The organism is Streptococcus suis S735 (assembly GCF_000294495.1).
Taxonomy (GTDB): domain Bacteria; phylum Bacillota; class Bacilli; order Lactobacillales; family Streptococcaceae; genus Streptococcus; species Streptococcus suis.
The window spans coordinates 244,698-268,334 of sequence record NC_018526.1 but is presented as its reverse complement, the minus strand read 5'-3'; the positions used below and the strand labels follow the sequence as shown (position 1 = coordinate 268,334).

The 23,637-nt window shown below is 42.4% G+C and carries 18 protein-coding genes and 1 pseudogene; 7 read left to right on the top strand and 12 right to left on the bottom strand.

What is annotated here, in order from left to right:
• Window positions 1–73 precede the first annotated feature (73 nt).
• Entirely contained in the window at window positions 74–1,558 is a 1,485-nt protein-coding gene (gene thrC / locus YYK_RS01410; RefSeq protein WP_012774945.1) for a threonine synthase, read from the bottom strand.
• Window positions 1,559–1,971: 413 nt separating this feature from the next.
• Window positions 1,972–4,623: a bifunctional acetaldehyde-CoA/alcohol dehydrogenase gene (adhE, locus tag YYK_RS01405; protein ID WP_014917197.1), complete on the bottom strand. Its 2,652-nt coding sequence runs from the start codon at window positions 4,621–4,623 to the stop codon at window positions 1,972–1,974.
• Window positions 4,624–5,075: 452 nt separating this feature from the next.
• Here adhE and adhP point away from each other — a divergent pair, with 452 nt between their 5' ends.
• On the top strand, window positions 5,076–6,101 hold the full coding sequence (adhP, locus tag YYK_RS01400; RefSeq protein WP_014917196.1) for an alcohol dehydrogenase AdhP: 1,026 nt from the start codon (window positions 5,076–5,078) through the stop codon (window positions 6,099–6,101).
• An 80-nt stretch (window positions 6,102–6,181) separates the two neighbouring features.
• Here the strand turns inward: adhP and hisS are convergent, their stop codons facing one another.
• Window positions 6,182–7,465 carry a histidine--tRNA ligase gene (gene hisS, locus YYK_RS01395; RefSeq protein WP_011921857.1) on the bottom strand — a complete coding sequence of 428 codons (1,284 nt, stop codon included), beginning with the start codon at window positions 7,463–7,465 and terminating at the stop codon, window positions 6,182–6,184.
• 275 nt (window positions 7,466–7,740) lie between these two features.
• On the opposite strand from hisS, the gene rpmF reads away from it, so the two are divergent.
• Together rpmF and rpmG are read left to right on the top strand one after the other, a co-directional pair.
• Entirely contained in the window at window positions 7,741–7,923 is a 183-nt protein-coding gene (gene rpmF / locus YYK_RS01390) for a 50S ribosomal protein L32 (protein WP_002937589.1), read from the top strand.
• A 15-nt stretch (window positions 7,924–7,938) separates the two neighbouring features.
• Window positions 7,939–8,088 carry a 50S ribosomal protein L33 gene (gene rpmG, locus YYK_RS01385; protein WP_002262412.1) on the top strand — a complete coding sequence of 50 codons (150 nt, stop codon included), beginning with the start codon at window positions 7,939–7,941 and terminating at the stop codon, window positions 8,086–8,088.
• 470 nt (window positions 8,089–8,558) lie between these two features.
• Here rpmG and YYK_RS01380 read toward each other — a convergent pair whose 3' ends face one another.
• From YYK_RS01380 to gla, 6 genes are all read right to left on the bottom strand, one after another.
• Complete coding sequence (locus YYK_RS01380) at window positions 8,559–9,749, bottom strand: LPXTG cell wall anchor domain-containing protein (protein WP_011921855.1); 1,191 nt, start codon at window positions 9,747–9,749, stop codon at window positions 8,559–8,561.
• A 129-nt stretch (window positions 9,750–9,878) separates the two neighbouring features.
• Window positions 9,879–10,598, bottom strand: a complete 720-nt coding sequence (locus YYK_RS01375) for a methyl-accepting chemotaxis protein (RefSeq protein ID WP_011921854.1) — start codon at window positions 10,596–10,598, stop codon at window positions 9,879–9,881.
• A gap of 434 nt (window positions 10,599–11,032) precedes the next feature.
• Window positions 11,033–13,087, bottom strand: coding sequence for an LPXTG cell wall anchor domain-containing protein (locus YYK_RS01370; protein ID WP_012774944.1), 2,055 nt, complete (start codon window positions 13,085–13,087; stop codon window positions 11,033–11,035).
• Window positions 13,088–13,376: 289 nt separating this feature from the next.
• The gene (locus tag YYK_RS01360) at window positions 13,377–13,985 is read right to left on the bottom strand and encodes an NUDIX hydrolase (RefSeq protein ID WP_011921852.1); all 609 of its coding nucleotides are present in this window, start codon (window positions 13,983–13,985) and stop codon (window positions 13,377–13,379) included.
• Between the two features lie 111 nt (window positions 13,986–14,096).
• Window positions 14,097–15,629 carry a helicase HerA-like domain-containing protein gene (locus YYK_RS01355; protein ID WP_012774942.1) on the bottom strand — a complete coding sequence of 511 codons (1,533 nt, stop codon included), beginning with the start codon at window positions 15,627–15,629 and terminating at the stop codon, window positions 14,097–14,099.
• Window positions 15,630–15,757: 128 nt separating this feature from the next.
• Window positions 15,758–16,603 carry an aquaglyceroporin Gla gene (gene gla / locus YYK_RS01350; protein WP_002937554.1) on the bottom strand — a complete coding sequence of 282 codons (846 nt, stop codon included), beginning with the start codon at window positions 16,601–16,603 and terminating at the stop codon, window positions 15,758–15,760.
• 140 nt (window positions 16,604–16,743) lie between these two features.
• Between gla and YYK_RS01345 the strand changes: the two genes are divergently transcribed.
• Window positions 16,744–17,544, top strand: a complete 801-nt coding sequence (locus YYK_RS01345) for a formate/nitrite transporter family protein (protein WP_011922611.1) — start codon at window positions 16,744–16,746, stop codon at window positions 17,542–17,544.
• A gap of 31 nt (window positions 17,545–17,575) precedes the next feature.
• Here the strand turns inward: YYK_RS01345 and YYK_RS01340 are convergent, their stop codons facing one another.
• Both YYK_RS01340 and YYK_RS01335 read right to left on the bottom strand, forming a co-directional pair.
• Window positions 17,576–18,271 (bottom strand): LrgB family protein, encoded by a 696-nt coding sequence (locus tag YYK_RS01340; RefSeq protein ID WP_014636215.1) that lies wholly within the window; start codon window positions 18,269–18,271, stop codon window positions 17,576–17,578.
• Window positions 18,264–18,645, bottom strand: a pseudogene (locus tag YYK_RS01335) (CidA/LrgA family protein). Before YYK_RS01335 ends, YYK_RS01340 begins: the two are co-directional and overlap by 8 nt.
• Window positions 18,646–18,953: 308 nt before the next feature.
• On the opposite strand from YYK_RS01335, the gene YYK_RS01330 reads away from it, so the two are divergent.
• Genes YYK_RS01330 through YYK_RS01320 form a run of 3 tightly spaced genes read left to right on the top strand, consistent with a single transcriptional unit; the run spans window position 18,954 to window position 21,077 of the window.
• Window positions 18,954–19,280, top strand: a complete 327-nt coding sequence (locus tag YYK_RS01330; protein ID WP_002937550.1) for a PadR family transcriptional regulator — start codon at window positions 18,954–18,956, stop codon at window positions 19,278–19,280.
• The gene (locus YYK_RS01325) at window positions 19,267–20,022 is read left to right on the top strand and encodes a DUF1700 domain-containing protein (protein WP_012775489.1); all 756 of its coding nucleotides are present in this window, start codon (window positions 19,267–19,269) and stop codon (window positions 20,020–20,022) included. Before YYK_RS01330 ends, YYK_RS01325 begins: the two co-directional genes overlap by 14 nt.
• Entirely contained in the window at window positions 20,019–21,077 is a 1,059-nt protein-coding gene (locus YYK_RS01320; protein ID WP_011921843.1) for a DUF4097 family beta strand repeat-containing protein, read from the top strand. Before YYK_RS01325 ends, YYK_RS01320 begins: the two co-directional genes overlap by 4 nt.
• Before the next feature lie 49 nt (window positions 21,078–21,126).
• On the opposite strand, the gene YYK_RS01315 is transcribed toward YYK_RS01320, so the two are convergent.
• Entirely contained in the window at window positions 21,127–23,586 is a 2,460-nt protein-coding gene (locus YYK_RS01315) for a YhgE/Pip domain-containing protein (RefSeq protein WP_012774941.1), read from the bottom strand.
• Window positions 23,587–23,637: the final 51 nt, after the last annotated feature.

The following is a 23,637-nucleotide window of genomic DNA, read 5'->3' as shown; positions in this document are numbered from 1 at the left end:
TAAATTTTAATTTAAACCACAAAAAGAAAACAAACTGTTCAAAATGAGCAGTTTGTCATAAAATAAATCGAAATTAAACACCCAAATAGCGTTCTACTTCAGTCTGCATATCGGCAGCTGCAACGACGGTATTGTGGCGGACGGGTGCCGTTTCCAAGCCGTCCACAGCTGGTGGCAAGTCTACACCTGAAATCTCATGCAATTTTGCAAGGGCTTCAAAGTCAGACAAACCTGACTGGCCTGTCACCGCCTCTACCGCAACCACAGGGAACTTGTAAGGACTTGCTGTAGAAGCAATCACTGTCGGAGTTTGGTCCCCTGTTTGCTCCACATACTGTTTATAGACAGCTGAGGCAACAGCCGTATGTGGATCTTCAATGTAGTCTGACTCGTCATAGACACGCTTGATTTCCGCAGCGGTTTCTTCTTCCGTCGCAAAGGCGGCAGCAAAGAGAGAGAGGATTTCCGCGTCAGCCCCTTGAATGTCATACTGACCAGCTGTGTTCAAGGCTTCCATCAGCTCAGCTGTTTTTGCAGCGTCATTGCCAAAGAGATGGAAAATCAAGCGCTCCAAGTTAGAAGACACCAAGATGTCCATGGACGGACTGGTGGTCACGCGGAAGGTACGGTTCTTATCGTAAACGCCTGTCGCGAAGAAGTCGGTTAGGACATTGTTGTCGTTGGACGCACAGATGAGCTTGCCAACTGGCAGACCGATTTGTTTGGCGTAATAAGCTGCCAAGATGTTTCCAAAGTTTCCTGTTGGAACGGTGAAGTTGACCTTGTCGCCCGCCGCAATCTCACCAGTCTTAACCAGCTGAGCGTAGGCATAGACATAGTAAACAATCTGTGGCACCAAGCGGCCGATGTTCATAGAGTTGGCAGATGAAAACTGGAGTTTCTTAGCCGCCAACTTGGCACGGAGTGCCTCATCGTTGAACATGTGTTTGACATTGGTCTGGGCATCGTCGAAGTTACCGTCAATAGCCACCACGTGGGTATTAGCCCCTGTCTGCGTGGTCATCTGCAATTCTTGGACCTTAGATACCCCGTCACGCGGATAGAAGACAATGATTTGTGTGCCAGGAACGTCCGCAAAACCAGCCATGGCTGCCTTGCCTGTATCGCCTGAAGTCGCGGTCAGGATGACAATTTCGTTTTCCAAACCGTGCTTTTTAGTCGCCGTCGCCATCAAGTAAGGGAGGATGGACAGAGCCATATCCTTGAAGGCAATGGTTGAGCCACGGAAGAGCTCCAAGTTGTACTGACCTTTTAGCTTAACCACTGGGGCAATAACTGACGTGTCAAACTTACTGTCGTAGGCGTTATTGATACAGTAGTCCAACTCATCTGCCGTAAAATCATCCAAGAAAGCCGACAAAATCAGCTTGGCAACGTCTTGATAAGAAGCATCTTTCAAAACAGAAAAATCCAAGTCAACTGTTGGAATAGAAAGCGGTGTAAACAAACCACCGTCGGTCGCCAAGCCCTGCAAAATCGCTTGACTAGCCGATACAGTATTTTTAGCATCGCGTGTTGATTGATATACTAATGTCATGGTATCCCTCATAAAAAATCTATTTTTTCTATTCTACCACAAATTGACAGAAAATTGTGAAAGATAGATAGAAAAGTCTCTTTTTCTCGGCTAAACCCTAACTTTCCAACCACTTTCGCTTTTTACAGAATCTCCACCATTATTTCTAAACAAACAATCCCCTATTTTTCAATAGAGGATTGTCTTACGATATTTGGAGGCAATTTACCTATAAATCCTACTCCGTTCAACTGAGTAGGATACGATTTACTACTCCTACCTAGACTTTTTCTAGTCCTAAGCCTTTCTAGGCAGATTGACGAAGGCGAATCTAAATCACTAAGGAATGATTTTCTAAACGAGACAAGGCAAAGCGACGTAGGCATAACTAAAGTTAGGCAAGGAGCTTTAACGATGTATCGTGACGAAAATCCTTACTTGATGCGACCTGGACGTTCTTTGTAACCGTAGTAGGCATCCTCGATGATTTCTTGCATGTGGTCAACCATTGCTAGACGTGGGTTAGCTGGGGTACATTGATCTTCGTAGGCAAGAAGAGCCAATTCGCGAGAGTGTTCTTTGAGTTCTTTCTCGTCGATACCTTGTGCTTTCAAATTCATTTGGATACCGATGCGTTCACCGAGGTCGTAAACTGCTTGTGCGTATGCTGCAACAGCTTCTTCTGGTGTTGAGCATGGCAAGCCTAGAAGACGTGCGATGTCTTGGTATTTTTCATCTGCTTTATAGTAGTTGTACTTAGGCCATGTAGCTGTCTTGGCAGGACGAGTACCGTTGTAGCGGATAACGTATGGAAGCAAGATAGCGTTTGTACGACCGTGAACGGTATGGAAACGTCCACCAATCTTATGAGCCATTGAGTGAGAAATACCTAGGAATGCGTTGGCGAAGGCCATACCTGCCATAGTTGATGCGTTGTGCATTTTCTCACGTGATACAAAGTCAGCATTCTTCACTGAGCTTTCAAGGTTTTCAAATACTAGTTTGATAGCTTGAAGTGCTAAACCATCTGTAAAGTCGTTAGCTACTGTTGAAACGTATGCTTCTGTAGCGTGAGTCAATACGTCCATACCAGTATCTGCTGTAACGTGTACAGGTACTGTCAATACGAGTGCTGGGTCAACGATTGCCACAGTTGGTGTCAATGAGTAGTCAGCGATTGGGTATTTACGGTTGTTTGCTTTATCAGAGATTACGGCGAACGGTGTTACTTCTGAACCTGTACCTGAGGTAGTTGGAATCGCGATAAACTTAGATTTCTTACCAAGTTCTGGGAACTTGAAGGCACGTTTACGGATATCCATGAATTTTTGAACTAGGTCATGGAAATCAACTGTTGGTTGTTCGTAGAAGAGCCACATAACTTTGGCAGCATCCATTGGTGAACCACCACCGAGTGCGATGATTGTATCTGGTTTGAAGGTACGCATCAATTCTGTACCTTTATAAACCGTTGTGATGTCTGGATCTGGCTCAACGTCTGAGAAGATTTGATAAACAACTTTATTACGACGAAGGTCCAATTGTTCGATGATACGATCTAGGAATCCAAGTTCTACCATGGCACGGTCTGTAACGATCATGACACGTTCAACGTCACGGCATTTTTGGAGATATTGGATAGAGTCACGTTCGAAGTATGTTTTAGAAGGAACTTTAAACCATTGCATATTATTTCTACGTCTTCCTACTTTCTTGATGTTGAGCAAGTTCATAGCACTTACGTTATCACTGATTGAGTTGCGTCCGTAAGAACCACAACCAAGTGTCAATGATGGCAAGAATGCGTTGTAAACATCACCGATACCACCGAAAGTAGATGGAGAGTTCCAAATAACACGGATAGCACGTACGATTGTACCAAACTCTTTCGCCAATTCTGCGTCTTCCGTATGAATAGCTGCAGAGTGACCGAGACCGTGGAATTCAACCATTTGGCGAGCTGCTTCAAGACCTTCTGCACGACCTTCAACTTTCAAGACGGCAATAACAGGTGACAATTTCTCACGAGTCAATGGTTCTTTCTCACCGATTTCAGCAACCTCAGCTGCCAAGATGTTTGTACCTTCTGGTACTGAGAAGCCGGCCTGCTCAGCGATCCATGCAGCTGGGCGACCAACGATGTCTGCGTTCAATTTACCTTCAGCACAGTTTTTGCTGTTAGCTTTCACACCGAAGCAGTATTCTTCAAGAAGAGCTTTTTCTTTCTTATTAACGAAGTAAGTTTTGTAAGATTTGAATTCTGCTACAAACTCATCGTAAACTTCTTTATCAATGATAACCGCTTGTTCTGACGCACAGACCATACCGTTGTCAAATGACTTAGACATAACGATGTCATGTGCTGCCTGACGGATGTTTGCTGATTTTTCAACATAGGCTGGAACGTTACCTGCACCTACACCAAGGGCAGGTTTACCACAAGAGTAAGCTGCACGCACCATTGCGTTACCACCAGTTGCAAGGATTGTTGCAATACCATCATGTTTCATCAACTCAGACGTTGCTTCCATAGATGGTTTTGTTACCCACTGGATACAGTTTTCAGGGGCACCAGCTGCCACAGCTGCTTCATAGACAACACGAGCTGCATGAGCAGAAGATTCTTGCGCAGATGGGTGGAAGGCAAAGACAATTGGATTACGTGTCTTCAAGGCAATCAATGATTTAAAGATTGCTGTAGAAGTTGGGTTTGTTGTTGGTGTGATACCACAAACAACACCGACCGGCTCAGCAATCAAAGTCAAACCTGTTACATCATCTTCCTCGATGACACCAACTGTTTTTGTATGGCGCATGTTATTGACAACGTGCTCACAGGCAAACAAGTTCTTAGTAGCCTTGTCTTCGAATACACCACGTTTGGTTTCTTCAAAGGCGTGCATTGCCAATTCGCCATGTTTATCAAGGGCCGCAACCGAAGCTTTCGCTACAATATAGTCTACTTCTTCTTGACCAAGTTTACGGAACTCATCAAGAGCAACCAAACCTTTTTGAACAAGCTCATCGACGTGCTTGCGCGCTTCTACCAACTTTTCTTCTGGTGATACTACTTTTTTATCAGCCATTGTGTTCCTCCAAATATACTTGCTAACTATTTGTTAACTTTTTCACAATGTTATTCTACTATTTTTTATTTTATTTGTAAAGAGAAATTGTTAATTTTTTCACATTTTTTCTGTTTTGTTTTGGAAAGCGCTTACTTTTTCCTGTTTTCAGAAAACGTTCAGATTTGTTTCTGCTTTGTTTGGTCGAAAAATACATAAAGTAAGACAAATCTTTATCATTTATTCTTTCTCTAACATTTACGATACTAGTTTATCAAGAAAACGCTTCCATGTAAATAGATTTTTTTGAAAATTTTGTAGTAATTACGTGATAATTTTCAATTTTATATTCATTTGTCCCTCCTTTTCTACTCTTGCATTTTTGTTCACATTGTGATATTCTTAACAATATAAAACAACTATATTAACACATCCAAAAATGTACATAAAATATTAAAACAGGAGGTCTGCTTATGAAAGCAGTCGTTGTAAATCCAGAATCTACTGGTGTTGTCGTTGTCGAAAAGGAACTTCGTCCACTCGAAGCTGGTGAGGCTTTGGTCCAAATTGAGTACTGTGGTGTTTGTCACACTGACCTCCACGTTGCCAATGGTGATTTTGGTAAGGTTCCTGGTCGCGTTCTTGGTCACGAAGGAATCGGTATTGTTACAGAAATCGCACCTGGTGTTACCAGTCTAAAAGTTGGTGACCGTGTCAGCGTTGCTTGGTTCTTCCAAGGCTGTGGTATGTGTGAATATTGTACAACCGGTCGCGAAACTCTCTGCCGTACCGTAAAAAATGCAGGCTACTCTGTTGACGGTGGTATGGCTGAGCAATGTATTGTAACAGCGGACTATGCAGTAAAAGTTCCAGAAGGTCTTGATCCAGCTCAAGCAAGTTCTATCACTTGTGCTGGCGTTACTTGCTACAAAGCGATTAAAGAAGCTCACTTGGAACCAGGTCAATGGATTGCTATCTATGGTGCTGGTGGACTTGGAAACCTTGCTGTACAATACGCTAAAAAAGTCTTCAACGCTCATGTTATCGCCGTAGACATCAATAATGATAAATTGGAACTCGCCAAAGAAGTTGGTGCAGATGTGACGATCAACGGACTTGAAGTAGAAGATGTTCCTGGATATATTAAAGAAATTACTGGTGGCGGTGTACACTCTACTGTTGTAACAGCTGTTTCCAAAGTAGCCTTCAACCAAGCTATTGACAGTGTTCGTGCTGGTGGATATGTAGTAGCTGTCGGACTTCCATCTGAATACATGGACCTCAGTATCGTGAAGACTGTGCTAGACGGTATCAAAGTGGTCGGCTCACTAGTTGGTACTCGTAAAGATTTAGAAGAGGTCTTCCACTTCGGTGCTATGGGACTAGTTGTTCCAGTCGTTCAAAAACGCCCTGTCGAAGATGCCGAAGCAGTCTTCAATGAAATGGTTGCCGGTACTATCCAAGGTCGTATGGTCTTAGACTTCTGCCACTCACACTAATGCGTTCTCCACTATTTTCAAGAAGTGATTATCCAATCGCTTCTTTTTTGCTTTCTAAAATAAAAAGAAGCAGCTTTAGACTACTGCTTCTCCAATTCTTCTAAAATACTTGCAAAATCTGTTTTAAGTGCTTCCAAGCTTGTTTCAACTTGACTTCTTGTCTGGTTATTTTTGACCACAACCTGTCCAGATTCAATTTCGCTACCACCCAGGGTAATGATAGCCTTGGCTCCAAAGACATCTGCTGACTTAAACTGGGCCTTGAGCTTGCGGTCCAGATAGTCACGTTCTGCACGGAAACCTTGCTTGCGAATGGCTTGAACAAGATCAAGCGCTCCGCCATTGGCCTCCTGACCCAAAACCGCGATGTAAACATCTAACTGGGTATCGAGAGGGAGCTCGATGCCTTGCTTTTCAAGGACTAGGATGAGGCGCTCAATGCCCATACCAAAGCCAAAAGCTGGCGTTTCTGGTCCACCAAAGTAGGTCACCAAACCGTCGTAACGTCCACCGGCACAGATGGTCAGGTCATTGCCACCCACTTCTGTCATAAACTCGAAAATAGTATGGTTATAGTAGTCCAAACCGCGTACCATGTTGGTGTCAATTGTGTAAGTAATGCCTAGGTTGTCCAGCATGGACCTGACTGCCTCGAAGTGGACTGTACTTTCTTCATCTAGATAGTCCAAGATGGACGGTGCATTTTCCACAGCAACCTTGTCTTCTTTTTCCTTGGAATCCAACACACGCAAAGGATTTTCTTCTAGACGGCGCTGGCTATCTTTAGACAACTGTTCCTTGAGCGGCGTCAGATAGTCAATCAAAGCCTGACGGTAGGCAGCACGGCTCTCTGGATTGCCCAGACTGTTGAGGTGGAGGCGAATGTCCTTGATCCCCAACTCTTCAAAGAAGTGATAGGCCATAGCAATGGTTTCTACGTCTGTCGCTGGGTTATTGGAACCAAAGCACTCCACACCAATCTGGTGGAACTGACGGAGACGACCTGCCTGCGGACGCTCATAGCGGAACATTGGGCCCATGTAATAGAACTTAGCAGGTTTTTGTACTTCTGGAGCAAACAGCTTGTTCTCTACATAGGAGCGAACAACCGGTGCCGTCCCTTCTGGACGGAGGGTGATATGACGCTCTCCCTTGTCATAGAAATCGTACATCTCCTTGGTCACAATGTCCGTCGTATCGCCAACCGAACGGCTGATCACCTCGTAATGCTCAAAGATTGGTGTGCGAATCTCAGCGTAATTGTACTGTTTGAAAATGCTGCGGGTAAAGTTTTCCACGTACTGCCATTTGGCAGAATCCTGCGGTAGTAAATCCTGTGTTCCCTTTGGTTTTTGTAGTTTCATAATAAAGTGTATAGAGCCAACTTATATCGCTCGAAGTTGTGCTTCTTCCTTTCCAAATTAAGTCATAAGGGCTCAAACTCTACCAGTCGAGCCTTGCAATCCTCCTTATTTTACCATAAATGCTCTGCTATTTTCCAAAAAAGTGAAAAAAATCTGTCAAGTAACTTTACTTTACAAAAAACTTTTGTTATACTGTTAAAGTTGGCGAAAGTCATACGCACTATTTTTAGATTTAAAAAGGGCTTGACCCTGACATTTAATGGAGGAAGAAAGAAATGGCAGTACCTGCACGTCGCACTTCAAAAGCGAAGAAAAACAAACGTCGTACTCACTATAAAGTAGCAGCTCCAACTGTGAAATTTGATGAAACTACTGGAGATTACTCACGTTCACACCGTGTATCTTTGAAAGGATACTACAAAGGACGTAAAATTGCCAAGGCTGCTTCAGCTGAATAATAGAAGGGAGATACCATGCGCGTAAATATTACACTTGAACACAAAGAATCTGGTGAGCGTTTGTACCTTACTTCAAAAAACAAACGTAACACTCCAGACCGTCTTCAATTGAAAAAATACTCACCAAAATTGCGTAAGCACGTGATTTTTACTGAGGTAAAATAAGACAACATACAGAAAGCCTATGAAATCAACGTTTCAAAGGCTTTTTTCTTTTGTTTTTGACAAAATAACTGAATTTTAACTGATTAAAATAAATCAAATGATAATTTCTGCTAAATCTAGCATAGCCTGTTCAATCTTACGTTTTCCTTTTTGTATTACATGAAGATAGATTTTCACTATCTCCTTACCATCCTCAGAATGTCCTACAAATTCTCGAATAACATTCAAACTAGTATTGATAAAACAAAATATATAACCAACTCCTTCATATCATTGCAAACGATAAATTTCAATCTTGTCTTTGTGTCTTGACCTTACAAGAAAAGCACCTCAAAAATTAGATTTCACCTCTAACTTTTGGGGTGCAGTTCAGATTTTGGAACGTTTTCTATTTACAACTGTTCTAAATTTTCTTAGTCCATGGTAGATAAGCCTTATTGGCGTTCCAAAAATATAGCATTAGCGTAAAATCATTCCTCTTCTCTTTGCCTGTGTTGTTTGAAAAGATACAAACTTGATGCAAGGGTAGCTAGAGCACCACCTAGCCATACTAGGGTGTTGCTCGTTTCACCCGTATTTGGTAAAGTCTCTTTTTGTATTCCTACCTTTGGAGCCATTGAAACTCCAGATTCCGTTTTCTTAACTTCGGATTGAAGCACCTCCGAATGGATAATATTGGGTTTATTAACCTCAGGTTGACCCTTTTCTGGTTGGATTCCGGCGGGTTTCTCAACTTCTGGGTGCGCAACTTCCGGAGATTTTGGCGTCTTAACGTCTGGAATTTTTGAGGTTGGTGGTGTTACTTTCGGAACCTCAACTTCTGGAGACTTAGGAGCAGGAAGGTGAACTTCTGGAACCTTCGGTTTTGGCTGCTCAACTTTCGGTGTCTCAACTTCTGGAACTTTCGAGGTCGGTGGTGTTACTTTCGGAACCTCAACTTCTGGGGCTTTTGGGGTCGGTGGAATTACTTTCGGAACCTCAACGCCCGGAGTTTTTGGTGGCAGAGGCGCCTCTTTTGGCGTCTTAACGTCTGGAACTTTGGGGGCTGGGGACATTACTTTGGGTGGCTCAGTTTCCGGAGACTTAGGAGCAGGAAGGTGAACTTCTGGAACCTTCGGTTTTGGCTGCTCAACTTTCGGTAGCTCAGCTTCTGGAACTTTTGAGGTCGGTGGAATTACTTTCGGAACCTCAACTTCTGGGACTTTTGGCGTCGGTGGTAAGACTTCTGGTCGTTCAGTTTCAGGAGCTTTTGGTGACTCAATCTCAGGAGCATCTGTATCAGGGTACTCAACTTTTGGCGTCTTAACGTCTGGAACTTTGGGGGCTGGAGGCATTACTTTTGGTGGCACAGATTCCGGAGCCTTAGGAGCAGGCAGTTGAACTTCAGGGGCCTTTGGTTTTGGTTGCTCAACTTTTGGAACCTCTGCCTTTGGTACATCTATATCCGGAGTCCTATCTCCCCGCGGTTCAGGAGTCCTGTCGCTTTCTGGAGATGAATCTCCGATAATAGTAATCCCTTCATTATTTGGCTTAGCACTTTCCGATACCTTTAATCTCAAACCAGCAGCAGAAGTAATCTCATCTCTGGAGAAAAATATTCGCTCTTTAAAATTCTTCACCACAGCTAAAACCGGGAAAGTCTGCATTTCTCGATTTGTCACCTGTGCCGTCAGTTCATATGTCGCTTTTTCTTTAGCAACGGAATCTCGCTGTACTTGTAGAAAATAGATGCTGGAACTTTCTTCCTTCCATTTTTCTAGCTCTCCTCCTACACGTCCAACAGACCAACCTCACTGACTTTCAAAACTACGCTCATCATTATTAGCATTTTTTTCTCTACTAAAAAAGCGATACGGCTGCCCGCCAGAATTTGCCTCACTATTGACATCCTTAGGGAACTTATTGAAAATATCCTCTTCAGACTGGCTATCAATAATTTTGGTTAATTGTAAGCCTTTTGGAAGAATAAAGTAATAGCCACTCCCCTCTCCACTAAAGGTCCAATTTTTTCTATCAAAAGTTACTTTCCACTTAATTTCGTCATTATCTGCCGATATTTTTTCTATAGATACTGCCTTCCTAATCTGTTCACCTTGATGCGTGTCAAATCTATAATAATTCGATTCTTGAATCAGTTTCTCTTCGGCTTGTTGAATATTTGAATCTGCCGTTGAAATTTCCGCCCCTGACACACTTAATGATTGAGATGGTGCATCCGGATCTGTCGCTACCTGCGTAGCACTTTCTTCTCTCGTAGAATCGCTAGAAACTAGTTTTTCTTCTGGAGCCTGTTTATCACCCTCTTCTGACGTAGGTAATTGGTTATCCGTAGGTGAAATTCCATCGACTGCGGTCGCAGTTTGATTTTCTGAGCTAACCGTAGCAGATTCAGTAGGTATTTCTTGAAGATTGCCTGTTTCTGCGCTTACAGATGGTGCGTGACATATTAGAAAACCACCTAGTACAGCTGTACTAAGCAATAGATTTGTCACAACTTTTTGTTTGCTCATAATGTGCTCCTTTACTCTATTTACTTCAATTTACTAAGAACCTGTATTTACAGGTTAGCACTCCCATCTAAGGCATTTTTAAGCTACTCATCGTTCGTTTTTTCAAAATACAGCCAGCATTCCCTCAAAAAATTAACTTGATTAGCGAAAAACTATCTCTTACATAAAAGCTCTTTACTTGTAAGTACAGGTTCTAAAATATGGCGATTAGATTTTTATTCCAATCTAGTATTTTCAAAAATTGATATTATTGTTTTAGCGTTAGTATAACATCCTAAACTAAATTTTTTCTAGAGGGTATCTAATATTTATCTATTTTGTTATTTTCTAAGAATATTTAACAAAAAGACTCCAAACCAAGGCTTCTACAGCGATGATCTGGAGTCTTTTATGAACTTAGAAGAGGGAAGTTCTTATATCTTATTCAATAATGACTATTCTTCTTTTTTGTTTTTGAATAGATACAAGCCTGTGGCAAGAGTGGCTAAAGCACCACCTAGCCAGCCTATTGCGCTACTTGCTTCGCCTGTATTTGGCAAAGTTGCTTTTGGTGCCTCTGCTTTTGGCATCATTGAAGCCTTAGATTCAGGCTTCATACCCTCTGTCCGTGGCATTTGAGCTTTCTCTGCTTCTGGTTTATCTGCCTTCGGTTGCTTCATATCTGGTTGTTTAGTTTCTGGCATTGGTTTGTCAGTTTCTACTTTATCAGATTTTGGTGCTTCCGAATCTTTCTTAGGAGCTTCCATTTGTGGTTTGTCCATTTGTGGTTGCTCTGCCTTTGGCTCGTCGGCTTTCGGTTTTTGTTCCTTAGGCATGTCGTCTGCCTTCGGTTGCTTCATATCTGGTTGCTTAGTTTCTGGCAATTGCTTGTCAGTTTCTACTTTATCAGATTTTGGCGCTTCCGAATCTTTCTTAGGAGCTTCCATTTGTGGTTTGTCCATTTGTGGTTGCTCTGCCTTTGGCTCGTCGGCTTTCGGCTTTTGTTCCTTAGGCATGTCGTCTGCCTTCGGTTGCTTCATATCTGGTTTCTTAGTTTCTGGCATTTGTTTGTCAGATTCTACTTTATCAGATTTTGGCGCTTCCGGTTGAACATCTTCTTGTTTTGGAACTTCTGGTGTTGGAGTTTCTTTTGGTTGCTCTTCTGGTACTGATGGAGCCGGTGGTGTTGGAACTTCTTCCTTCGGTGCTTCCTCTTTAGGAGTTGATGGCGCTTGTGGTGTTTGCGGAGTATCTTCCTTCTTAGGTTCTTCTGGCGCTGGAGTCTCTTTTGGTTGCTCCTCTGGGATTGATGGAACTTGCGGCTCATCTTTTGGAGTCGATGGCGCGTCTGGTGTCTCTGGGTTTGGTGATTCCGGTACTTCTGGTTGTTTTTCCGGAGTCGATGGCGCTGGAGCGTCTTCCTTCTTAGGTTCTTCCGTTGGAGATTCCGGTGCTGATGGCGCTTGTGGAGCGTCTGGTTTTGGAGCTTCTGGCTCTGGTTTTGGATTCTCCTTAGGTGGTAGAGTTTTTTCTTTCTCAAGGGTAATCTCACGTGCACCTAGCGAAGTAACCTCTGTACTCTTAGAGTTTGTATACGTAAAGCTCTTCATCACTGCCAGAAGAGGGAATGATTGCTGATTTGGTTCAGTTACCTTAGCAGTTAAAGTATAGGTCAATTCGGTAGTATCTGTTATTTGATTTATGAAATAAATCTTAGACAAACGATTGCCTGATTTCCAACTGTTTACTGTTTCACTAGGATTAGCTTGACCAGCAGACCAGTTCCATTGAGAATTAAAACCATTTTCGTTGTCAAGACCTTGTTTACTACTAAAGAAACGATATTTTTCTTGACCAGAATTTCTGTAATCATTAATATCCGTAGGGAAGGAGGCTGTTATATCATGTTGATTATTATCAACAATCTTTGTTAAGTCCAAACCATTTGGAAGAATAAAATAAACACCCCCATGTTTAACATTAAAAGACCATTCGCTTGTATCAAAAGTTACTTTCCACTGAATCTGACCTTCTTCCGCCTTCAACAGATTTATAGATACTGATGTCCTAAGTTTCTCTTGATCTTTACCACTTTTATAATCTGCATTTGAGGTTTGAATTAATGGCGACTGTTGCTTCTCTACCTTTTCTTCCGTATTATCTGAAGGTTCATCATTCATCGGAATTTCTTCCATACCACTAGTTTCAGAATCACTCATCATCGCACGAGGTTGGAGAAGTGCTTCAGGTGAAGATGGCTCAGTAACCTCTTCGGCTTTCTCATTTAATTCTTCTTCCAAAGTGTCATCATCTTCAAGCTCCTCTTCAGCTAAAAAGTCGCCTCCCTCTTCATTTGGTACTACCGGTTTATTAGTAGCATCGCTTGCATTAACTGATGTAACATCTGGTTCTAGCGATTCTGCTTTAACCGTTGTCGTTGAATAAAAGGCTAATCCCCCTAATACGACTGTGCTTAATAATAAACTGGACACAACTTTCTGCTTGCTCATAATTGGCTCCTTCTTAAAATATAGATTTATACATTTTCCCACTCACCTACTGGAAATGACAACAAGCACTGAATGCGTTTACATGAATGTTGTCGCATTCCTGGATAGATGATGGTACTTCAAAATATGGACCGTACCAAGTATACCAGCCATAGCTATCTTTTATCTGCCATGCATCTGTTTTTTTTGTGTTTTTATATACATTGGTTCACATTGAGCTTTGTCTCCATTTTTTTCGTTGATACATATCGCAAAGGCTGGTTTTTCCTCCCAAAAATAACCTATCATTTCACGATAGATTACTTTTCACTATTTCCGTAAACCGATGGGTAAATTGGGCGGTCATTCCCCAGATATTTTCTGATAGATTTTCATAAAAGGGAACCGAGCGTTTGTGATGACTGAAAGGATAGTCAACCCCACCTCTCAAACGTTCAAAGGGAAAGTCACAATCTGGGACAATCTGTGAATCCAGTTGATAATAGACTGGCTGAGTTGTTAATAGAGTTGATAGAGGCACTGTAAATATCCGAGCAACCTCTTCATTAGGAAGGATAGTCGTCCAATCAAGATTTAACCGTCCAACGAAGCAATGAACGGTTGAGCACTCCAAAACCAAATAATCAATTTCTCCGAGTATATCAATTTGTTCAGGTTGAATATTTAGTTCCTCCATAACCTCCCGAACGGCCGCTTGCTGTGGCGTTTCTCCTACCTCTACTCCGCCACCTGGAAAGGAAACTTCTCCCGGTTGAGAAATGGACTCGCTCCGAATCTCATATAAGACCTGCCACTGATTGTCTGACCAGACTAAGGGCAAGAAAACTGCATAAGAACGTTTTTCACCCAATGGCTGGGGCTGATAGTCTTTCAATAATGCCTGCAATTGATCAGTCATGGCAACTCCTTACTAACTAGTGATTTGTGTTTATTTTAACGAATTTTGTGGCATCTGGCAAGAACTTTGTCTAGATAAAAAACTGAGAAGTTTCCTTCCCAGTCTAGTCGTTTATTTCCCTTTTAACATGCCCATAATGCCACGAGTTACCACGCGCCCAACTTCCCGTCCGACCTGACTCATCAGGTTCTTGGTAAAACGATCCATCATAGAGTCTGTTTTGCGACTGGCTGGCTGACTAGTTTTTTGTGCAGTTTTAGCTGCTTCTTTCTGGGCTTTCTCTTCCATTTTTGCGGCTGCCTTAGCTTCTTTTTCTGCCTGTTTTTCCGCCTCGGCCTGCTCTGCTTTTTTGATGAGTTCGGCTTCTTTAGCCTCTGTCATGGCTAAAATCTGCTCATGGGCTGATTCACGATTGACCGCGTCAGCATATTTTTCCATCAAAGGAGAATTATTGATAACTGACAAGAGGGCGCTTGGCTCCACCGTTCCCAGCATACTCTTTGGTGGATAAATCAAAACCCGATCCGCAAAGCTTGGTGTACCATCTGCTTGAAGGGTAGACACAACAGCTTCCCCCACTTGCAACTCCTGAATGACCTTGGCCAAATCCTCATCACCTTCTTGACGGAAGGTTTCAGCGACAGTAGCAACTGTCTTGAGCTCTTTTGGTGTAAAGGCGCGAAGACCATGTTGGATGCGGTTACCCAACTGGGCTGCCACGCTATCAGGAATATCCGTCGGATTCTGCGTTACAAAGAAGACACCTACACCTTTTGAACGAATCAAACGGACAATCAATTCAATCTTTTCAAGAAGAACTTTTGGAGCATCTTTGAAGAGAACATGAGCCTCGTCAAAGAAGAAGACCATCTTAGGCTTGTCCAAATCGCCCACCTCAGGCAAGACTTCATAGAGTTCTGATAAGAGGCTGAGAAGAACCGTTGAATATAATGTTGGCTGATTAAATAGCTGAGTAGCTTGAAGGACGTTAATAACACCACGACCATCTTCTGCCGTACGCATCAAATCAGCAATATCAAGGCTTGGCTCACCGAAGAAAATCTTACCACCTTGTTGCTCCAAAACAACCAGACTACGCAAGATAGCACCGACCGAACGAGCTGGAATATTTCCATAATACTGGCTCAGCTCTGCCGCATTTTCAGCCACAAAGTTTAACATAGCCCGCAAGTCCATCAAATCAATCAAGAGCAGACCACGCTCGTCTGCCACGCTGAAAACAATATTCAGGATGGACTCCTGAGTATCATTCAAGCCCAACAAACGTGTCAGTAGGACAGGTCCCAGCTCTGAAATAGTCATGCGGATAGGAGTCCCATTTTCCCCCAAGACATCCCACAACTCAACTGGATAACCGACTGGGCTATAGTCAAGATAATGAGTCTTCTCTAGACGACTAGGATCAATCTCCTTGGTATTGGCCGCAACCAAACTATTCAAATCACCCTTGATGTCCGATAGAAAGACGGGAATTCCCGCATCACTCAACTGCTCTGCCAAGACCTTTAAGGTCACGGTCTTCCCTGTACCTGTCGCACCTGCGATGATTCCATGACGATTGAGCCGCTTGAGCTGCATCTTCGCTCGACTGCTTCCATAGCCAAAAGCAATAACATCTGACATATTCTAGCCTCTTTTCCGATTTTTCTATCCTTATTGTAGCATAACTTTTAGGAAAATAGCAGAGCAGACAACTTTATATAGGATATACCAAGAGAAAAAGAAAAACCCGACGAAACGGGTTCTCTATATTATAGATACAAGAATTTGAAAAGTGCAACAGCGGCAATTGATGCGATAATTGGAGCACATACACCAACCCAAGCATACCACCATTTTGAATCAGCCTTGTTTTCACCAAGAACAGATTTTGGAAGAAGGGCATGGACGATACGTGGACCAAGGTCACGCGCTGGGTTAAGACCAGGACCTGTTGGACCACCAAGAGCGGCAACAAGAGCCATAACTAGGAAACCAATGCCTAAGTGGGCAACTGCAATTGAACCTGAAGTATATGGAGCAGTCATTGTCTCAGCGACTGTTTTATCATAGCCCTGTTCAATCAATTTACCAACCAACTCTGAACCAAAGAAATGTTTGGTCAAAGCAAGGGCACCGAAGAACAATACAAATGAACCAACGAACTCATTCAAGAAACCATTAGTTGTCGCAGCTTTACGGCTTTCTTTCGTTCCGTTATCAAGCGCACTGATAGTTGAGAATGAGCCAAGAATATGGTTAGAATTTTCAGTTTTCAAGAAGTAAGGTTTATACACTGCTACAACCACTAACTGACCAAACATTGCACCTAACAATTGGGCAACAATGTATTGAGCAACGTGAGCCCAAGGGAAGAGACCTGAAACAGCCAAACCAAGTGTGAAGGCTGGGTTGATATGGTTACCAGAAACGTTACCAAACATCAATGCTGGCATCATAACTGCCAAACCATAGCCAATCGCAATGAGAATCCAACCAGAGTTGTTTCCTTTTGTGCCTTTTAAATCAACGTTTGCAACTGTACCATTACCAATGATAATAAGGAGTGCAGTCGCTAAAAATTCAGTGATATATTTCACTGTCCATGTAACATCCATATTTTTCTTATATTTCCTTTCAAAAGTTGAATTTTTTTTGGACAACAACCATTTTATCAAGTATAATAAACAAAGTAAAGCCATTCGATAAAAAGAAAACGTTTACTCGAAAAAGTAGTAGATTCAGTAAGGAGATTAGGATGGGAGCTAACCAAGAGACATTAATGTATACACTTGAAAAGAGTATCAAGAAAAAAGCAGATTTGTTTGAACACAGTTTTTCTGCCTACGCTGTACGATCAATACTAGCCAGTCTTTATTTAGGATTGGGGATTGTCATTTCTCTTTATACAGCAGACAAACTCAACCATGTCGCAGAAGGACTCGGGAAATTTAGCTATGGGTTGATGTTTGGTTGGGGGCTACTCATGATTTTATATATGAATGCCGAACTTGGAACATCCAACATGATGTATATGACAGTAGCCAGCCATCGAAAAACGATTCCTACTAAAACAGCCCTCAAGATGTTGGCAACCTGTATCCTTTTCAACTTTGTCGGTGCTGTCCTTGTTTGTTACTTGGTCTCACTGACTCTGCCTTATCAGCACGTTGATGCTCACAGCTACCTATTTGAAGCAACGGTGGCCAAGCTTTCAAAGACACCTTTGACTCAATTTATTGAAGGAATTTTTGCTAATATTGTCGTGAATATCGGCGTATTTACCTTCTTACGCATCAAAGATGACGCTGGACGTCTCATTTCCGTTATTTTCATCATCTTTATCTTTGCTTTCTTGGGATATGAGCACGTCATTGCGAACTTTTCACTCTTCTCCCTGGCCTTTTTTGCAAATGGTGGACCAGTTGAGGGAATGACTCTATTAAGTGTACTAAGCAATTTCCTCTTTTCTGGATTAGGAAACTACGTGGGAGGCGGTCTCTTTATCGGACTTCTTTATAGTTGGTTGAATAATCAATCCAAACTTTATGTAGACTAAAAACTACGGTTGGAATTCCAATCGTAGTTTTTTATTGTAAGATAATCTGCGCAACTATTGGACTAATCACCACATACATGATGCCTGTAATCCCAATAGCCAAGCCAGCCATCGCTCCTTGTGTATGTCCACATTTTATCGCTGTACCCGTTCCAATGGCATGTCCTGTTCCTCCCAAAGCAAGACCAACAGCTACCGGGTCTTCAATTTTTAGTAGCTTTAAAAAGACTGGACCAAGAACACTTGTCAGAATTCCTGTTGCAACAACGACTACAAGAGTAACTGTTGCTATTCCTTGCATTTTATCAGTAATACCAACAGCCATAGCAGTGGTGACTGATTTTGGAAAAAGAGAGATTGCTAGAAAAAAATCCATCCCAAACCATTTTGCAATTAGGGCAGTAAAGACAGTATTGACAATACAGGCAACAAAAATTCCCAAAAGAATACTTCGAATGTGATGTTTCATTAGATGGAAAGAACGATACAAAGGAATACCCAGAGCTACTGTTGAAGGCACAATAAGCATATTTAGATAGGACCCTCCTGCATAATATTCCTTATAGGAAATACCTGTCATTTTTAAAAAGACAATAATCAATCCTGTAGCTACCAACAGTGGGGTTGTGATTGGATGAGGAAATCTCCGATAAATCAGCATTCCAATTAAATATGCTGCAATTGATAACATAATACCAAAAATAGGATTGGAAAAAAGTTCAGTCATGATTTCCCTCCGCATCAATGTAGTCGCCTTCAAACTTTTGCTTCACAAATTGAACAACAAAACCAATTACTAAGATATTTAAAAAAAATGGCGCCTAAAATGACGACGATAATAGGAAGTAAATAATCTTTAATTGCATCAAATCTCTCCATAATGCCCACTGCTGCAGGCAAAAAAAGAATGGTCATGTTAGCCAGCAAAAAATTCCCAACCGTATGAATATGGCGAAGACGAATCAATTTGAACTCTAGGGCTAAAAATAGGAGGATTAAGCCAATAATACTTCCCGGAATAGGAAGATGAAAAATAGTCGAAATAGCTTCCCCTAAAAATGAAAATACCAGAATAATCATAAACTGAACATATAGTTTCATCTTTACACCACCTTAAATACTACTAATCCATCTGAGGTCATTCTCTTTTAGTCCAGAAAATCCCTTAATGTTAGTACTGTTATTAAGTTTACTACTCTGAAATTATTTTTCAAGGCTATAAAACGTTTACACCTTAAAAATTTGTCCTAAGCTATTTGGTCTTAAGTTATTTTATTTATTTTGCACATAATCACTTGACAATTTATTTTTGTAGGTGTATATTTAATATATAGAAAAATTTGATATATGCAACCGAACACTATATATCAAAACCGAACCTAACTAACAACAAAGGAAAGGAGCGTCCTATGCATTTTCCAGTCCCCGCAGTGCTGACAGAATTTCTCATCATGGCTATTTTGGAATCCGATGATTCTTATGGCTATGAAATCTGTCAGACCATTAAATTAATTGCCAACATCAAGGAGTCCGCCCTCTATCCCATCCTAAAACGATTGGAGCAAAATGACTTTTTGACTACTTATTCCCAAGAATATCAGGGTCGTATGCGAAAGTATTATAGCCTAACTCAGTTAGGTCACGAAGAATTGGTCCGACTCAAAGATGACTGGGATACCTATACAAACACGATAAACGGCATCATAGAAGGGAGCGTCCGCCATGACAAGAACTGAATATATGGAGCAGTTAGAAAAATATCTCAAAAAACTGCCCCACAAAGAATACTTTGAAGCCATCAGCTTCTTTAATGAGTATTTTGACGAGGCTGGACCAGAGCGTGAAACAGAAATTATAGAAGAACTTGGTTCCCCAAAAGAAGCTGCCAGCGAACTCATTAACAACATGCTCAACAAGCAAATCCAGGAGGAGAAGGATCAACAAGAACCTATTCAACTCAACTGGAAACTCTGGGTTGGTCTGGGAGCCTTAAGTATGACAGGTCTCTTCTCTTTCTTCCTACTCTTTATCATGGGAGAGTTTATCGGAGTCATTCCTCTGTTTGCGACTCTTATCCTCGGCGCTTTTTTCCTCGGTCGCTACTTCCGTAATTTTAGCCAAACAAAACGAACGCTCTGGTTGGCTATCCTAGCTGTCATTTCCCTGCCTATCGCCATTCCACTTTTGCTCATTCTCCTAGCTAGTCTATTGGGATTGGTGGCGCTCATCTTGGCCCTCATTGTCGGTGCCTTTGTTTTGGGTGTCGGACTTCTCACCAGCGGTGGCTATCTAATTTGGGAAGCCTTTAGCCTTATGTCAGAAGGTTTCAATATCTTCCTCATGGGGTTTGGGTCAGGTTTGTCTTTGATTGGCGGAGCTATTCTCATCTACATCTTGACTGGATTTTTTGCCTACTGGTCTTGGCGACTGGTCAAGGCTTGCTTCAAATGGATTTTGAAACGAGGTAAACGAGCATGAAAAAGAAACTTACCATCGCCATTATTATCGGCTTTGTCAGCCTGATTGCAGGCTTAATTCTAGCTGGCATTGGATTTTTCACCGGAGGCATAACCCGCTTAGAAGAGGTTGCTGCTCCGACGGAAGTCCATAAGACCTTCACAGATTTGAATACCATTAAAATTGATTTTATCCCCCACAGCGTCTACATCAAAGAGTCTAGTGATAACAACTATCATGTGACCTATGCCAACTCCGACAACAATATCCAAAACCCTCTAAAACTCAGTGAGAAAGACGGCGTCTTAACCCTCTCTGCACAGGAACTAGAATTTGCCATTGAGGGAATCATGCAGTATCTGGGAGAAAGCTTGGCCCAGCGTCGTATCAATGTCTTCTCCGTCACCATTGAAGTGCCTAAAGGGAAGACACTGGATAAATTAGAGGGACACAATCTCCACTTCTATGATTTTGGCGGTTTCACGATTGAGAATATCCATATCAAAGAGGCAAATCTGTCTGGTGGTGTCACTCTTGACAAGGTGACTATTGACAGCGGTCAGATTGAAGCAGGCTACTTCCAAGCGACACAATCCACTCTAAAAGATATGCACATCAACCTACAGGGAAGCAGCGTCCGCCTGTATGAAACCAGTTTGGAAAATGTGACCATCGAGGGCTATAGCCAGCTGGATAGCAGACAAACGACTCTTCTTGGCGATAATCGTTTCACTCCATCCGACACCTACTCCTCTACGACATTTTTGGATGTGACGGACAAGAGCCTGGCAGATAGCAACTTGCTCATCACCAACCAGATCGACAAGAAAAAATTAGTAGAAGCCCAAGGTTACTACTATGAAGATGGGAATGATTTGGGAGAGATGGTTAACCAAGACCCTTACTTAAAAGAGCGACTAGGGGAAGTCGGTATTTTCACTAGCGATAAGTACACCAAATTCCCTGTCAAGACTGAAAACGATCTACAGACCCTAACCCTAGAAAACAAAGGTAGCAAGAACAAACTGACCATTGAAGCCACCAATGCGACAATCAATTTAGGGACCCCCAAATAACCACATCAACCAAAAACCAACTGTTCACATGGAGCAGTTGGTTTTATTCTTATTCATCTTTTTGATTATAAATCAAGAGACCTAGTCCCATAAAGCCTACTAAGAAGAGACTTAGCATCCAAACTTGATGACTACTATTTCCAACCATAGAAATGGTTTGACGAAGACTTGAAACAGAATAGGTCATTGGAAGATAGGGCTGAATGACTTGGAAGAAGCGTGGGCTGAGTTCAATTGGATAGGTACCTGCGCTTGATCCAAGCTGTAGTAACAAGATAATTAAACTTGCGAAGGATCCGAAACGATTGTTCCAGCCCACCAAGGCTGTAACGAGGGCCATGAAGGTCCAAGAGGCTAAGAGGATTATTCCCAAGGTTGCCATTGGATGAGCTGGTTCGATTCCAATCAAGCGAAGAACACCGTACAGAATCACTGCTGCTAGGCTGGCAATGATACCATTGAGCAAGAGTTTTCCTTTGGCCCAGTCCCAACGATTCTTGTAGGAGCGATTATCAATGTGTTTGACAAAAATAACATTCGCTGATAAGGCTGCAACCATCAGTGCGACTGATACCATGTAAGGAGCCATTCCGACACCGTTGGTCTTCACATCATCTTGGTCACTGTGTTCCAAGGTGACTGGTTGAGAAACTGCTTGTGCATTTTTGTCTTCTACAGAGACGACTGATAGTTGTTGACTGGCTGAGCTGAGTGAATTCGTTAGGGTCTCACTACCTGTACGAAGACTAGAAATACCGCTTGTCAAGGCTTGGCCACCACTAGCTAATTGATCCGCACCAGCAATTAATTGCTGACTACCAGAAGCCAGTTGTTCTGAACCGCTGACAAGTTGACTGGAGTTGGATGCCAAGGTTGCCAATCCTGATGTTAGCTGGCCACCCCCAGATTGGATACTACTATTATTCGCAACCAACTGGGCTCCACCTGCTGCTAATTGAGCAACACCTGCGGTATAGGCTGTTACTCCAAACATGAGTTGACTCGCTCCGCTTGACAGTTGCGTTTGAAGTTGACTCACACCACTCGTCAAGGTTTGAGTTCCTGGTAGAACTTGCTGGTTCAAAGCTGTGTTGACCTGACTCAAGCCACTTGATAGGCTTTCAATGGCTGTTGTAGCTCCTGGCAATGCTTGATTGGCAGCCGTGTTAATCTGACCGACAGCTGATTGTAGCTGGTTCATTTGTGTTGCCATGCCAGAAAGACTTTGTAGGCTAGAAAGGGTTTGACTGAGCTGAGACAATTGATCCAAAATCGTTTGGGCTACTGTCGCTGTTGCCGAAGGTGAATTTTGGAGGGCACCAACCAATTCAGCTTGCTGATCAGCTGTCAAGTTTTGATAGGTAGCCGTGGTTTGCAAGGCTTCGATGCTGGCTGTTTTATCAGCTTGGGCTGCTGTCAACAAGCCTTGAGCCTGAGCCCCCATCTCCGTCAAGAGGCTAGATAGAGTAGAGTTATCAACTGCAAGTCCTCCGATACTTGATAGGCTGTCATTTAATTGATTGATAGCCACCTGCAACTGTGGAAGCCCTGTCAAGAGTGCTTGTATCTGACTAGACTGTTCAGCAGACAAACTAGTTGAATTAGCGAGTTGTTCCAAGCCTGCCTGCAATTGATTGGCTCCCGTTACAAGTTGTTCAACCTGGCTTGCTCCTGATTGCAATTGTCCCACCCCAGTGATGAGCTGAGAGGAATTGGCATTTAATTGCTCCGCACCTGAAACAAGACTCGCTACCCCATTTGTGTAAATCGTTAAGCCACTGGACAGTGTTTGACTGCCTGTTGCAGCCTGATTGACTCCATCTGTATAAGACACAACTCCGGTGGCCAATTGGTTTGCTCCTGTCACGAGTACTTGACCCGAAGTCGTTAAAGTAGTCAGTCCATTTGAAAGTGTTTGGCTGCCTGACTCCAATTGACTAGCTCCATTTGTTAATTTTTGGCTACCATCTGCCGCCTCGATCATGCCGGTTTGAATTTCTCTCATACTATCAAAAACGGCAGTCGTGTAGGTTTTGGTAATTGTCTCTGAAACAGATGTCTTTAATTTCTCCATAGCTGATTCGCCCATCTTAGAAGCAACAAAGCTATGACCTTTGGAGGTTTGATAAGAAATCGTTATCGGTTCAGGCTGATTCGTCAAGAGACTGGTTGCTTTTTCTGATAAATCTTCTGGTAGAGTGATGACCATATAGTAGTCCCCTTCTTCCAAGCCTTTCTCCGCATTCTTTTCTGATACAAAGTGGAAATCCAGACTTTTGCTCTCTTTCATATTGTCCACCATATCATCACCAATTGTGAGGGTTTTATCTTGAAAGCTCGCCGACTGGTCTTGATTGACAACTGCTACAGGCAGCTGGTCTAGTCGGCCGTATGGATCCCACATAGAAGTTAGAAAACTAATATTATACAAAGCTGGGACACAGGCAATACCTAGAATGGTAATCAAGGTCATTGGTTTTTTGAAAATATTCTTTACTTTTTGTAACATAAGCAACTCCTTTAGACATACTGTCCAAAAACTGATAAAATACATTATACA